This is a genomic window from Buttiauxella ferragutiae, assembly GCF_022637515.1.
Classification (GTDB): domain Bacteria; phylum Pseudomonadota; class Gammaproteobacteria; order Enterobacterales; family Enterobacteriaceae; genus Buttiauxella; species Buttiauxella ferragutiae.
On the sequence record NZ_CP093332.1, the window covers coordinates 3265469 to 3279419 of the forward strand.

At 44.6% G+C, this 13951-nt stretch carries 15 protein-coding genes, 1 tRNA gene and 1 pseudogene; 5 read left to right on the forward strand and 12 right to left on the reverse strand.

From position 1 onward, the window contains the following. Positions 1 to 96: 96 nt before the first annotated feature. Positions 97 to 339, forward strand: a complete 243-nt coding sequence (locus MNO13_RS15055) for a DinI family protein (RefSeq protein WP_074388583.1) — start codon at positions 97 to 99, stop codon at positions 337 to 339. 285 nt (positions 340 to 624) lie between these two features. On the opposite strand, the gene MNO13_RS15060 is transcribed toward MNO13_RS15055, so the two are convergent. Continuing rightward, positions 625 to 700: transfer RNA gene (locus MNO13_RS15060), tRNA-Thr, on the reverse strand. Positions 701 to 908: 208 nt separating this feature from the next. Here MNO13_RS15060 and MNO13_RS15065 point away from each other — a divergent pair. Continuing rightward, the gene (locus tag MNO13_RS15065) at positions 909 to 1277 is read left to right on the forward strand and encodes a hypothetical protein (RefSeq protein ID WP_064547677.1); all 369 of its coding nucleotides are present in this window, start codon (positions 909 to 911) and stop codon (positions 1275 to 1277) included. A 444-nt stretch (positions 1278 to 1721) separates the two neighbouring features. Next, on the forward strand, positions 1722 to 2426 hold the full coding sequence (locus tag MNO13_RS15070; RefSeq protein ID WP_064547679.1) for an oligogalacturonate-specific porin KdgM family protein: 705 nt from the start codon (positions 1722 to 1724) through the stop codon (positions 2424 to 2426). Between the two features lie 79 nt (positions 2427 to 2505). Here the strand turns inward: MNO13_RS15070 and MNO13_RS15075 are convergent, their stop codons facing one another. Both MNO13_RS15075 and MNO13_RS15080 read right to left on the reverse strand, forming a co-directional pair. Next, positions 2506 to 2682 carry a hypothetical protein gene (locus tag MNO13_RS15075; RefSeq protein ID WP_166642068.1) on the reverse strand — a complete coding sequence of 59 codons (177 nt, stop codon included), beginning with the start codon at positions 2680 to 2682 and terminating at the stop codon, positions 2506 to 2508. Between the two features lie 133 nt (positions 2683 to 2815). Next, positions 2816 to 3058, reverse strand: coding sequence for a hypothetical protein (locus MNO13_RS15080; protein WP_064547681.1), 243 nt, complete (start codon positions 3056 to 3058; stop codon positions 2816 to 2818). Positions 3059 to 3411: 353 nt separating this feature from the next. On the opposite strand from MNO13_RS15080, the gene MNO13_RS15085 reads away from it, so the two are divergent. Further along, complete coding sequence (locus MNO13_RS15085; protein ID WP_133522611.1) at positions 3412 to 3687, forward strand: YdgH/BhsA/McbA family protein; 276 nt, start codon at positions 3412 to 3414, stop codon at positions 3685 to 3687. A 237-nt stretch (positions 3688 to 3924) separates the two neighbouring features. After that, a complete protein-coding gene (locus tag MNO13_RS15090) occupies positions 3925 to 4581 on the forward strand; it encodes a VIT1/CCC1 transporter family protein (protein WP_064547685.1) in 657 nt (218 codons plus the stop codon). A 497-nt stretch (positions 4582 to 5078) separates the two neighbouring features. Here MNO13_RS15090 and MNO13_RS15095 read toward each other — a convergent pair whose 3' ends face one another. The 9 genes and pseudogenes from MNO13_RS15095 to MNO13_RS15135 form a co-directional block, all read right to left on the reverse strand. After that, positions 5079 to 5954: a 5'-methylthioadenosine/S-adenosylhomocysteine nucleosidase gene (locus MNO13_RS15095; RefSeq protein ID WP_232886922.1), complete on the reverse strand. Its 876-nt coding sequence runs from the start codon at positions 5952 to 5954 to the stop codon at positions 5079 to 5081. A 254-nt stretch (positions 5955 to 6208) separates the two neighbouring features. After that, positions 6209 to 6418, reverse strand: a pseudogene (locus MNO13_RS24565) (hypothetical protein); the annotation flags it as partial. A gap of 327 nt (positions 6419 to 6745) precedes the next feature. Then, positions 6746 to 7693 (reverse strand): LysR family transcriptional regulator, encoded by a 948-nt coding sequence (locus tag MNO13_RS15105; protein ID WP_133522612.1) that lies wholly within the window; start codon positions 7691 to 7693, stop codon positions 6746 to 6748. A gap of 111 nt (positions 7694 to 7804) precedes the next feature. After that, positions 7805 to 8461, reverse strand: a complete 657-nt coding sequence (locus MNO13_RS15110; protein ID WP_162303049.1) for a DUF1120 domain-containing protein — start codon at positions 8459 to 8461, stop codon at positions 7805 to 7807. A gap of 68 nt (positions 8462 to 8529) precedes the next feature. Beyond that, the gene (locus MNO13_RS15115) at positions 8530 to 9198 is read right to left on the reverse strand and encodes a DUF1120 domain-containing protein (protein ID WP_064547694.1); all 669 of its coding nucleotides are present in this window, start codon (positions 9196 to 9198) and stop codon (positions 8530 to 8532) included. 83 nt (positions 9199 to 9281) lie between these two features. Then, on the reverse strand, positions 9282 to 9857 hold the full coding sequence (locus tag MNO13_RS15120; RefSeq protein WP_121815412.1) for a DUF1120 domain-containing protein: 576 nt from the start codon (positions 9855 to 9857) through the stop codon (positions 9282 to 9284). After that, positions 9854 to 12268, reverse strand: coding sequence for a fimbrial biogenesis usher protein (locus MNO13_RS15125; protein ID WP_241938954.1), 2415 nt, complete (start codon positions 12266 to 12268; stop codon positions 9854 to 9856). Before MNO13_RS15125 ends, MNO13_RS15120 begins: the two co-directional genes overlap by 4 nt. Positions 12269 to 12289: 21 nt before the next feature. Further along, on the reverse strand, positions 12290 to 13003 hold the full coding sequence (locus MNO13_RS15130; RefSeq protein ID WP_064547698.1) for a fimbria/pilus chaperone family protein: 714 nt from the start codon (positions 13001 to 13003) through the stop codon (positions 12290 to 12292). 274 nt (positions 13004 to 13277) lie between these two features. Continuing rightward, positions 13278 to 13946 carry a DUF1120 domain-containing protein gene (locus MNO13_RS15135; protein WP_064547699.1) on the reverse strand — a complete coding sequence of 223 codons (669 nt, stop codon included), beginning with the start codon at positions 13944 to 13946 and terminating at the stop codon, positions 13278 to 13280. Positions 13947 to 13951: the final 5 nt, after the last annotated feature.

A 13951-nucleotide genomic window follows, 5' to 3' on the forward strand; every position in this document is an offset into this window, starting at 1 on the left:
ATTTTTTTATTGAGTTTCTTTTTTGGGTAACTCCACTTGCCTTGAATGCAGAGATTTATTACTGTACAAAAACACAGCTTTAAGAGGGTAGTATTAATGTTCGTTGAATTGGTTTACGACAAACGAAATGTGGCGGGACTTCCCGGTGCAAATGAAAAGATTCTTGCAGAATTAACAAGGCGAGTTCACGGCCTCTTCCCTGATGCGCAAGTCAGGGTGAAACCAATGCAAGCTAATGCAGTAAACAGTGATTGCACCAAGAATGAAAAAGAGAAAATTAACCGTCTGGTTGAAGAAATGTTCGACGAAGCAGATTTTTGGCTGGTTTCTGAAGAGTAAATATCATCCGAGGTATTGCTGAAACGAGGATTTTCACGAGTTTTCTCCTGTTCTGAGCTACGCAATACTATGCCCAAAATCTTTTAAACAGGTCGAGAAAGCATGAGAAAAACAACGGTGATATTAATTGTGGTGGCAATTGTAGTTTGGTTTGCAAGCCATCAGGGGTGGATCTAACCCCAGAGTCATTGAGGAAGTGTTTGCCGTTAAGCTTCCTCTCAATCACTTCACATTGGCTAAGGCACAGACGAAAAAAAACCACCTGAAAGGTGGTTTTTTTAAATATGGTGCCGACTACCGGAATCGAACTGGTGACCTACTGATTACAAGTCAGTTGCTCTACCTACTGAGCTAAGTCGGCGTGGAGAACACTCTACACAAAGCCGATCAGCTATGCAATTCCCTGCGAATCGTTCGCTTAAAAATTCAACTTATTGTTTTTAAAACAACCAGCCATAAATGAAAATTCGCGATTTTGTATAAACTTTAACCAACAATCACCCAAGGTTAAGTTCTTTGGTAAGACATGTTACCCTTGCATTACAATACATTACAAAATGAGGTGTTTTATGAAACTCATTCTCTTCATTAGCCTTTTAGGCTTCATTCAATCATCCGCCTTTGCCGCCACTGCGACCAAACTGTCATGCCCAATGCGCGAAAATGTTGTCATATCACGGTTTAGCCATAACCTTTCGACAATGAAGTGGGATGATCACTTTCTGGTTGCTTCAGGCGTGAAGAAAACCAAAACAAGGAATGACGTTCCTTTTCGTGTCACCAGTTTTCAGAATGGAGATGACCTGGTTTTCTTCCCTGAAAAGCAGCAGTACTACTTGTTTTATTCGGGGAACCCGAATCCAGATCGCTGCACCATACAAAGCACAAGCACTTATGAGATAACCCAATTACCACGGTATGAAAAACCTGACACGTAATCTGGCTAAAGGCCGCAGGCAGGATATGGCAAATCGGTGAGTGTTAAGAAGGGCTTGTCATCCACCAATAAAAGCGGGGGTAGAATCTTCCCGCTCTTACCTATTTTAGGTAAACACAATCTAATAAATATTTCACGCCCTCTCTTTTTCCCTTTCTCAACTCAAATCAATTGATTCCCACCTTCAACATTGTCCTTCTTTTCCGTGCTACATCATTTTGGTTATATTCCCATGACGATATATTTACGGTTTATTAACACCACAACTCTTGAGCAACTCCAATGCTGTAGAAAAAATCAATAATTATTTTATTTAATAACGAACAAAACAATTGAAACATGATTTCATTTTCTTGATCAAACTATCTCTTTCTGAAAGCAAAATTAATTAGCATCGTCACCAGTCCGATGACTGATTTTTTAATTCACAACAGGGAAAGACTAAATGAAATGTCTCTTTAAACTTAGTGCTTTAGCTACATTATTAGTTTCAGTTTCTTCAGGTGCGGTTACACTGGATTATCGTCATGAATTTAAACCAGAAAGCGGCACCAACGCTGACAGGATTAAAATAGGCCACACTACTGAAGATGGCTATTTTGCGAGCGTTGAAGGCAAAGTATCTGAAAAAACAGAAGTTGATAAAGAAGGCTACAAAAACGGCATTGAGAAATACAGTGGCAATGGTAGCGAATTTGAATTTGGTAAGAACTTCATCATCAATGATCAGTTAACAATTGCGCCAGCAGTTAACCTTGATGTTGGTGATACCTATATTGGTTACCGCGTGCAGGTTAAAGCCATCTACAATATTAACGATAACTGGATGACATCTCTGCGTTGGCGTCCAGGTATTGAGGTGAGTGAAAACGCCGGTGTTGAGGACAAAAACTATAACCAATTTAACTGGGAACTTGGTTATACCTATCAACAATTCTCTATTGTCGGTGATTTTGAATATCGCTTCACAAATTATGAAGATTATGAAGGCGAGCATAATTATTGGCTCTATAACGTTGTAGCCAGCTATAGCATTGATAAACACTGGAAACCATATACTGAAATCGGATATGTTCCACGTTACAATCAAGACCATGAGAAAGACGAAATGGAAGTTCGTTATCGTATGGGTATCAAATATACTTTCTAAATCCAGATAATAAAAATCCCGCTGACATGGCGGGATTTTTACTGCACTAACCAGGAGTAACTCTTACCCCTTATTGATATCAGTGTTTGATATCACGCTTTTCCTGGCGGCAATCGGCATTGCCAACAAGACCGTCACGACATTCTTGCTTGGCTTCGCGCCCATCTTGGCGCTCTTGAGCCTGCTCCGTTGCCAGTACAGATACTGAAGCCATCAGAGTGGAAGCTGCAAGCAGCATTAAAGCATATTTTTTCATGGGAAATTCCTTACGTGGGTTAGCACACCATTATGGCGGGCACAAATCATACACTTCAGTTGCTTAGCCCGTCGTGCCAGAATAAATACAATTTTAAACTAATATTTATGCACTAATCCCTTCTCAGCACACCTCAGTACTTGATATCACGAGCTTTATCACGACCTTCCTGCTTATGTTGACGGTGGTCCTGTCGGCAATCAGCATTACCAACAAGGCCATCGCGACACTCCTGCTTGACGTTACGTGATGCCTCGCGAGTGGTCTGCCTTACATCACGGCCATCCTGGCGCTGCCGTGACTGCTCAGTGGCCTGTGCGGGTATTGTGGCTATCAGGGTAGAAGCGGCCAGCAGGATCAATGCGTATTTCTTCATAGTAGGTCCCCAGAATTGGCAAGTCGCGCCAATATGACGTAGCTAAATTATAGACCCCTCGGGGGTTGCTGCTTAAATCAATACACATTTTCGATTAGGCTGTTGATAAGCCAATCAATATGAACCACCGTGTATTCGTTTCATATAGTTTATTTTTAATGTAAACAAAGACTCCAGTCGATTTTCGCTCCGGCATATCGATATATTTTTTAGATTACCTCTTAAAGAAACACCATGAGAAATCGTTCATAAATCGATAATTTATCCACTGTTTATCTTCTCCCTGCATCTACACTTTAAAGTGCCGATAGATTTCGAACGCTCATCCACTTGAGAGTTACGAGGATGTGAAGATGAAAAGATTGATCTATTTATCTATGACGGCGGCTCTTCTGGTACTTCCTGTAACCGCCATAGCAGCGGCCATAGAGACTCCAGCCCAAGAGTTAGCTCATGGAACGACACATCTACAAGAGATGGGTACCATCTCTGCCTGGGGAGATTCCGCTAATGATGTAAAGGTTTTCCTTGGTACAGAGGCAACTCAAAAAGGGGCGACCCGTTATAAAATAATTTCTGAACGCGATATTGAAGGGCAAGTATACGGAACAGCAATACTCTACAAATAGTATTCATCCGCATGCTTTATATGTAACGGCTCCTCCGCAAGGAGCCGTATTAGTAAGGTCAGCAGTTGTTTTTTTTAATCTAAAAGTATCTCTCAGACTGTAATTTCGCACTAACTTCTCACATGGTGATATAGCTCAGTTGATAGAGCAGCACTACAATTTGAATATGCTGATTTCTTATTCAGCACATCCAGTTCCGATCCACTCTTTGTGTTAACCATAAAGTGAGTGCTGTCAATGAACCAATCCCGTTTCTCCCCGTTAGACCCAATATCCCGTCACTCCGAGATCCTATTCGGTCTGCTGATGGTGCTCACCTTCACGGGCTGTTTTAACGCCTTCGAAGCGGGAAAAGCAGAGGTCAAGGATCTGCTTATCGCCGGTATCGGCTGTAACATCGCATGGGGGATAATCGATGCCATTGTTTACCTCATCACAACTCTGGCTGAGCGAGGACGTTTAGTGCGCCTGGAGAAAAAACTACGCCAGTTACCGGAAGGTGATTCAGCCGCACTGGAAGCCATGCGCGATGCCCTGCCCCCATTTCTGGCAGAGAATTGCTCTGATGCTGAACTTAAAAGCTGGCAGACGCGATTTAAAGAGTCCCATAGTGTGACGATGGGTCGCATGCTCACCTGGAACGATCTGCGTAACTGCCTGGGGGTTTTCTTACTGGTGTTTCTCTCCACTTTTCCCGTTTTACTGCCATTTATGTTCCTCGACGACACCGTACTGGCTTTGCGTCTTTCCCACGCTATCGCTCTCCTGATGCTGGTGTTACTCGGTCGTGGCCTGGCTCGCTATGCCAGTTCAAGCCGTCCCTGGTTTATCGGCTTTATCTTCGCAGCGGTGGGTACTGTGATCGTCGCCATCACGATTGCTCTGGGGGGGTGAACTCCACCTGCCTGCAACAAGGAAAGAAGAGGTTGCTGAATGATTGGCGCTAAATGTGTAAAGGCCCACCGAAGTGAGCCTTTTCACATTTATTGCTGATAAGTTAGACAGCGTTATGAGTTCGTCGGAGTAAAAAAACGGCCCATTATCATGAGCCAACGACTCATTGCTATCACTCTTATTATGGTAAATCTATTACCTGTCACCCTGGTGATGGCTGACGGAGAGAAGGATAAACAGTTACCTTGCGTGATTATTAGGTTTTTGTGCCAAATCACCTAACTTACCAAAAACACGAATGAAAAAGTCCCGGCTCATGCCGAGGCTAAGTGATCTCAGACACTTCAAGTCTATAGTTTGAAATCTAATGGCACATTTTTGAAAACTTCACACACAGCCTTACTTGGCTGTGCGGGTATATGAACCTGTTTGGCTGCAGCCAGTCAGTTGCTTAACTGACTGGCATTACTGCATAAACAACTCAGCTTTTTCTAAAACTATTTGCTTTTTAGTGTTGAAATATAATGCTTAACCACTTCATAAACATAATCCTGGTTTCCTTCCGCTGTTGCCGGGTTATATTTACCACCATTGCTTTTATTATTGGACAGAACTCTTATACCCAAGAATTTCACACCATAAGCGCTTGCAATTTGTGCACCTGCAGCACCTTCCATTTCTTCTACAGATGAACCGTAATTCACATGAAACCAATTAATTCGATCAATTTCATCATTCCAAAAATCTGATGAAGCAATAGTCCCTTCCACAACCTTACCTTTTGTATAGCTATTTTTCACCGCAATAGCAGATGCCAGTAAGTCCTTATCACCTTCGTAATAACGAATTTTTTTAGCATTAGGATCTGATCCACTACCTTCAGAAGCCATTAAGTCCATTGGCCCCCAGGTCATTGGGTTGCTTCCCTGATTTTTACCTAAATCACCTGATTTCAGAGAACCCGTATTTACCGTTCTTTTTCCCAGGACAATGTCACCCACATTTAAATCAGGATCATGCCCACCGGATGTCCCCTGGTTAATAATAGCAATAGGGTGATATTTCTCAATTGCTATAGCGGTATTAGCAGCTGTATTCTCCATCCCTTTACCGGTTTTAGAAACTATAACTGGGTAATTATCCAGCGTACCTATATAAAATACAAAGCTCCCTGATTTCTCAATTTTTACATCAGTTAATTTTTTGGCGAATTTTTCAGCTTCAATAGGCATTGGCCCTTGAATAAGGATTGGCCTTTCCTCAATTTTTTCTTTTTCTGCCGCTAACACCGTTGCAGGAACCCATCCAGCAATACATGCGACGACTAAGCCAGATGTCGCAAACGAAGCTATTTTCTTAACATACTCTCTCATAAATTAATATCCGTTAGTTGTTATTTAATTACCTAAATACTGTCCCACTGAAAAACCTGGTAACCCTGGCTGAAACTCAATGTCATAGCTTTCATTAACGAAACAATGCGCATCCGCATTGTAGAAATATTTTAGCCGCACTCAACTGGAGATTCGTTTTTTAATAAATATAATTTCACAACAGGAACCGGTTGCCGCCATTTTCAGCTAACCCCCATTGATATAGTAATATTACTCTGAGGGGAATTATTTCGTTATGCCATAGTGTGTTGGTCAGTAGAAATATGGTGCAGTTTGGGGTTCTTGTGAAAGCATAAAAAACGGGAGCACCAGGCTCCCGTTTTGAAATCAGAGAAATCGTAAGTTACGGTCTTAGCGTTAATCGCGCCTTCCATACCTTTAACGATCAGGTCAGCCGCTTCGAACCATTCCATATGACTGAACATTACATTCAGGGAAATAACTCAACTATTTGAAAATATTGAAAAATACAATCTCAAGTTTGTACTCTGCTTACTAAAACCACCCTTCGTTAAGTTACTGTTTCTCAAATAGTTAATTTTAGTTTTGGGGATGATTGGTCGTGGAGCGCTTTTATCATGAACATGAAGACGGGGAGTTATTGTCATTGATACGGATACAGTTGACCTCTGCACTCATCAATCCGGCATCGACTGTAGTAATTGGACCACCCGATTTTGTACTTCCGAGCGACGGAGAGTTGATCAATGCCCGCCATGCCAACCCATTCTTAACACGGAAAGCCTCTGCATCCATACCGTTGCCACTAATTAATATGGCAAAGAGAAATGTTCTTGCAAACCGGACACTACTTTGGCAAGGAACGGACTGTTCAGTGCGCTTTTGTTGTACACCATATATATCGGCACTGATGGCAGGAGAAATTCAGTTTCCAGCATCTTTAGGTTGTAACACTCTTTATATTTATTGAACGCGCTTAAAGGGGCAAAAGTCACCGCATCCGACTGCTCAACAAAACTCAGGGCAGCCATAGTGGATGTAGCCTGAAAACGAAATTTTCTCTGCATATTAATCGCATTTTCTATTTCGGTTTTAGCCGCGCTTATTTCGGTGCTATCCGATGTGATACTGACAAATCGTTCGTTGGGTACATCACTGAACATGAGTGTACTTTTAAGCCGGGGATGCGATTGCGAACAGACAGCGACAAATTGTTCCTCGTAAATCTTGTAAGTATTTCGTGACATATTACTATGCGGGCTGACATCAAAAACAATATCCGCCTTTCTGAAAGTCAACACATCATCTACCGACTCTACAGAATTATTATTATTGTCATGAACCAAATGACTTTCTGGGGATATTTTATCCATGATTTTTATTAACGGACCGAGAATTCTTGTTGCTAAAAAAAGAGAACAGTTGATCACCAACTTGTTCTTATTCTCGTTATCATTCTCATTTTTTAAATCGTGAAACTGAGAAACCAAATCGTCATAGGTCCCACCCAATTTTTCATGAATATAGGTAGCATTTATGGTGGGTTTCAACCCTTGACCCTGGCGAATAAAAAGCGGGTCGCCAAAATAAACGCGTAATCGACCTAAAGCCTGGCTTATGGCCGCAGGGGTAGTGCTCAGCACATTTGCGGTGGTGGTCACACTGCCATACAAATAAACAGCTTCAAAAACATTCAGGAGGTTAAGGTCGAATCCCTTCATGGTGATAAAACCATCAACAGCATGACTTTTTTTCATGGAAAAGCTCTCATCTTAGAATATTCCTTAAGTATAGCTTTGATATTGAAACCATAGTGTAAACCCGCATTTGTACGCGAGTTTACACATTTATGCTGTTACCCAAAGCTCTTAAAGATAAATCAAGCTAAAAGTCAGCTGACCATCAATCGGCGTATTATCGATAAGTCCAAGAGTATCCGTTGCCTGAATCCCCGCAGTGACCCCCATCGGGAATTCTGCTGTTGTAAATGCAATAGGGTCCAGGCCAGTCCCTACCGTCATAATACGCCAGTTGTCTTGCTGAAGTGACTGCGCATAGAAGCCACCGCAATCTGTCCATGATCTATCAGGGTTCGAGAAGTTATCTTTCTGTATATAAATTAGATTCGCATTCACGCCATCTGCAGTTACTGCGCTGTTATTAAGCTGCACGGCATAAGATCCAATATTCACGCCCGTGGCTGTTTTTCCCAGACCAAAATTATAGGCGGGGTCAACATTAATGTTATACAATGCCGCATCACTATCCTGACGATCGTCATTAGAGCTGAATCCTACTTTCGTCGGAGAAACACAATTTATGGTTAGTGTGATGTTTTTCGTCTCAAGCTTAGTTGCAGAAGTAGGGTTTAAAGTACTGGCAACTATATTCCCGTAATCAATAACGCCACCGTTACTGAATGTGGGTGTGCAAGACGCGGTTAATATTTTCCCCTCAACCTTAAGCGGAATGCTCCCTGCAGCATAAGAAGAATTAGCCAGGCTAAGAATGACACTGGCCATCATTATGTTCCGCATAAATATCCTTTCATTTTGTTAATTAATAAAAAAAACGTGATTCGTTTTTCGTACCACTAGAGGTAAAAGAGGCTAATTGTCATTTCACCATCCAACGATGTTGTGTCAGTAATAGCCAGTGTATCAGTCGGCTGCACCGTCGCTGCAACTTCCAGAGAAAATGTTGCGCTGTTAAAAGCTACTGGTTCATTAAAACTGCCGAAAGAGGTCACTATGGAGTCACTGCCCCTTAAGACACCCATACTTGTATTCCAGTCACCTGGATTACTGCCAGTCCCCCTGGACATCAGCTGTGCTGTCGAACCATCAACGTTTATTGAAGAGGCGTCAACCCACACACCATAAGAACCGATTCCGATATTCTCTGCGGTTTTTCCTAAACCAAAGAGGTTGTCGTGGTTGGTCACAACATTTCCATTGCTGAACTCGACACTATTATAAGGATTACCCTCTTCATGATTGGAGATAACGGTAAAACCAACCTTGGTGGCTGAATCACACGTAATACTGAGGCTAATATCTTTTTGGCCCAAACTATTGGGTTGCGTCGAGCTTAGGGAGCTAACTTGAATCGTGCCAAAATCCACAATCCCGCCATTGCTCAGCGTGGGAGTGCAGGCTGAAGTGGTCAATGTCCCCTGCACCTTAAGAGTGGTGCTGGTTTCACCCGCAAAAGCGGAGCTGGTTGCCATGGTAAGTAAAGTGGCGAAAAGTAATTTATTCATTTCGATGATCTTCAATTTGGAATGGAGCTAAGTGAGAAATACCCTTTAAAAGAAAACGAGAATTCCTCTCCCGCCGCAGTCATTTATTGATCGTCGATCATCACCAGACCGATATCCGAAGTCAGTGTTGTACGGTCAGACACCTTAAACTCACTCTCTTTCAATACCGGAGTTAGTGTCAGCCTGAAATTCATTTGCTGCCCTTGCACCGCAGAGTTGCCATTAACGGCCATAATCCCTTCACGGTTATGAACCAGCAGTTCTTCCGCGGCGCTGCCGTCCGGCAAAAAGCTGCCGGGATTAACGGTTTTCGCCATCGGGTAGTGTTGCCCGTCAACCATCAGCTGCGACACTTTGCCGCTAAGGCCGCTCTGGCTGCCAAACCTGAAATAGCCTTTATCCCCTGCGTTACCGTGGAAGAACACCGCCATTTTGCGAGGCGTGGTACAGAACACGTTGACGTTAATGTCCTTCTCCTGCATCACGCTCCAGCCTTGCCCGGTCTTTACCGCCTCGTCCTGGCGCAATACCTGTAAATCCACTTCGGGTTGCGAAAGCGTCATCTGGCAATCGCTGTTTGCAAAGCTGGCGGGTACGGCCATAAAGCTACTGATAACCGCCAGCGCGCCGATCGTTGTGATTCGGGAAAATGTTCTCATCGGCATACGCCCTCTGTTTCTTCGTAAAAGGCTTCCTTGTCCTGTTTGTCTGCCAGCTTCCAGTCGATTTGGCACTGTCGTTTACCGTCATCATTGGTGACATAAAGTGCAGAAATCCCTTCTACATCGTTCAGGAAGACATGACCATCATCCACCACGGTAACCACGTAATTGCCCTTATCATCCACCACTGAGCTTCCTTTACTTAACAACTGACCATCCGGAAGTTTCACCTGAATCATGACCCTGCGCGAGTTCATCACTTTGAAACCGACTTTCCCGACCGAACCATGCCCCGCTGCAACCATCTTGGTGCCGTTTGCCAGATCCATGCTCTGAGGCAACGTGTTGCCGTTAATTTCGATACGTGCATTGCGATACAGTGGCATACCCGGTATCACCGCTTGCCCCCAGGCATCCGTCCAGACCGTGCCCTGTGGGGTGGAAATTTCAATGCCGCTCACAGGCTCGCTCAAACTGGCAATCGCAAAGGTGTCTTTCACCGAATAAGGCGAGAAGGTCACACCGTTGTCGTGCATCACGATTCCCCCGCTGAGGCTCATGTTGTAATTGCTTTGATGATCGTTACTGCCACCCGCCCCGACACTCAGTTGCGTGTAGTGGAGGTTGGAATTGATGTTGCCATTGAAGCTGGTGCTGTTGTCGTTCTGATCTTGATCGACGGAAATCGAGTAATTGCTGTTCTTCGTGATCTCGCCGCTGGTGGAGACACCGTACGAGGTGTCATCCCCTTGTTTACGCATATGCGTACTAATGCTTTGCGAGCCAATCGGGATACTGACGTTGACATAAAAGAGATCTTCATCTTCCTGGTCTTCGTCGGTACTCCCCACCTGGCTTTGCCAGTTAACCTGTACCGAGGCGTATTTGAACGTCTTCCCCCACGAGGCATTAACATAGCGGGAATCTTCATTATCATCAGTGCCTTTATTCAGGCTGTAACCGAGGGAAAATGTCCCTAACGGCCCCTGGCTCCAGCTCACCGAGGAGCTAAAGCTGCTCTGATAACTGTTGTAATCATCATTCATGGCATCGGTTAGCTCGCGGTAATCCGCGGAATATTTTGCCGCAGCGAGCGATACCGACAACGAATTCACCGGCGAAAAGCTGGTGGACAGTTCGCTTTTCGTGCCCTGGCTTGAATCACCAAAAGACTCTTTACTGGCCAGCAGACTGGCCCCCACCGTCCAGTTGTTCGACGGGAGATAATCGATCATGGCACCCGCAGCCTGGTAATCAGCGGCCAGTACGCCCGACGCGGTCAGGTTAAAGTTGGGGCTAAGGCTCCAGCCATCTGACAAATTAGCCACAGTCGGGTCACTGTAATCAGAATCGGTATCCCTGACTCTCCCCACCGACATCGAAAACCCCAATGGCCGGGAAAGCCGCTTTGCGTTAAGGCTGGAAGCAGGGATAACAAAATGATTGGTGGTGCCGTCAGTCTCCACCACGGTAACGTCCAGATCGGTATTGGTACGCACAATCGGCACGTTATCCAGCGCGAATGGCCCTGCGGGGACTAGCGTTGAATAAATCAACTGGCCGGTCTGGCGGATTTCAACACGCGCCTGAGGCATACGCGCAATCCCGCTTACCGTAACACCAGAATCACCGGCAATTAAGGCGCTTTCCGGCGTTAACAGGAAACCGTTAATCGGTGCTCCAGCAAACAGACCGGAATTAGCGTTAACCTGCCCAATCTGCAACTGCATTTTTTGGTCGACAAAAGTGTGCGCCGCGTAGGTGTACAGGCTGTTGGCAGAAACGTTACCATCGCTATCGGTAAAGACATAGTTGCTGCGTACAAACCAGTCGGCGATATTCACGCCCGCTTCCAGCTGTGCCTGGCTGTAATCAGAACGGCCACCGTCGTAATGGCTGGAGGTGCTGAACAAGTTGTAGTTCAGCATCCCTGCCGTGCCACCGTGGATAACATTCGCCGGCGTATTATCCAGCGAGTTATTCACCGCTTCCGGGGGGACCACCAGATCCAGCCGTTCCGCGTTAGGCACCGGCGTTATCGTGGCACCTGGATATTCTTCGCGATAGTCATGGCATGACTGCGGATCGGGATCTTTTATGGTTTGCAGGCCGGCAGCCGACAAAAATTCATTATCAACACACAGCTCGCCCTGCGGTCCAAAACGGACCGCCAGCGTGCCTTTATCTTTACCATTAACTTTCAGAGAAACCGAATGCATACCCGGTAAGAATTTTGCTTCATTAGCAAAATAGCTATTAACACTGGAATCGACTCCACGTTGTTTCAGGATATTAGTATCAAAAGTATATTCTCGTGCGTAAGCATGCGTACTTATTAATATCACCACGGGTAGCGCACTTTTAAGCAATGCGTTTACGTAGAGAGATACTGTTGATAATTTAAGCATTAAGTTTTCTCAATAGGTCAATTATTTATTAAGTGGCGCGGTATAACTCGGCACATCAATGCCGTAACGGCTGGCCGGAGTGAATTTCAACTGGTTGTCACTGCCTGGTGATTTATTCAGTGTGGCGGTCATCGTTTCGCCCGGCAGAATATAACTTTTCGCCAGTTTCGCGCGGGAAGAAGAAGGCAGTGTTTCAACGCCTTGCCCCATGCGTACTACGTATGGGCTCGGGTTTTTCACCGTCAACGTGTTGCCTGCAGTGGACCATTTCAGCAACGTCCAGGCATCTTTCACTACCGGCAAGTTTTTCGGATGGATCAGAACCGGAATATCCTGGCGCAGGTTAAAACCTATCTTCATATTTTTAGACGGGTCTTTCGGCGGAATACCCTCAAATACCACACGTTTTAAATGCTCGGTGGTCAGCGGTGCATCCGTGCGCAAAATAAAACGCAGTTGCTGAGTCTGGCCGGGTTCAACACGCACAACGGGCTGCGTCACCGTCAGATGTGTGCCTTTATCGTCCGGTAAATCGTTAATCGTGGTGTAAAGCAAATTAGGTAAAGAGTCGGTATTGGTGAGGTTAATTGTTCCGCCATTCTCAGACTCTTCAATCAGCAGCAACGATGTTTCAGGCACCAAACCTGCTGCTATTGTCGGAGTCATATGCGTTGCGGCAAAAAACAAAGGCAGACTCAACATCACAGCACGAGATAATTTAGAAGGTGAAAACATATTCAGTTAATCCTGTAATAATGCCCAGAATGTTGGGCAATTAGTTGGTTACTGAAGCAAATAACAATGAGTCGCTTCAGACTGGGAATAAAATAAAACCACTTTTATCAGCCTTATTTTCACAAAAATAAATACCAGCCAGTCCGTGCGGCAGTAACAAAGTCATTTTTAATTAATGGTGTTTGTCAGATGAAAATATATGCTGCTTATAAATCAATATTAAAACTAGCAGGGGCTGATTGCCCCCGCTAAAGCTTGAGAAACAACGGTGTTATTAGAGGTAAACCAGGCTAAATGTCAGTTCACCATCCAGCGCCGTTTCATCAGTCATGTTCAGCGTTTGGGTTGGCTGAATTGCTGCTGCTACCGTCATAGGGAAAATACCGGTGATAAAGGCCTTAGGTGTACTAGGATCTCCAGCGGTAATAGTACGGAAATCTCTGTCCTGCAAAGTACCAGAGCTTGCAGTCCATCCTGCATCAGGTGCATGCTCCTTTTGCTGATAAATAATCGGTGTCACAACGCCATCTATAGTAACGTTACCTGCGTCAACGCGAATACCATAAGAGCCAATACCCACACCCTCGGCAGTCTGTCCCAGGCCGAAGATATTATCTGGGTTACCCAGAACAACACCGTTATCAAATTTTACCGAAATATTCGGATCGGTATCTGCACGGGTATCTACATTGGTGAAACCAACCTTGGTAGCTGAATCACACTCAATAGTCAGCGTAATATGCTTGTTGCCCATCTGGGTAATTTCTGTTGCGTTCAGTGAGCTAACAGAAATATCACCGTAATCAACCGCAGCACCATCACTTAAAGAAGGGGTACAGGCTGCAGCAACCAATTTACCCTGTACTTTAAGCTGGGTTGTTTCCGCCGCATAAGAAGAGCAAGTAGCAGCTGCCACTAATGTAGCCAGAATTATTTTCTTCATGTAAA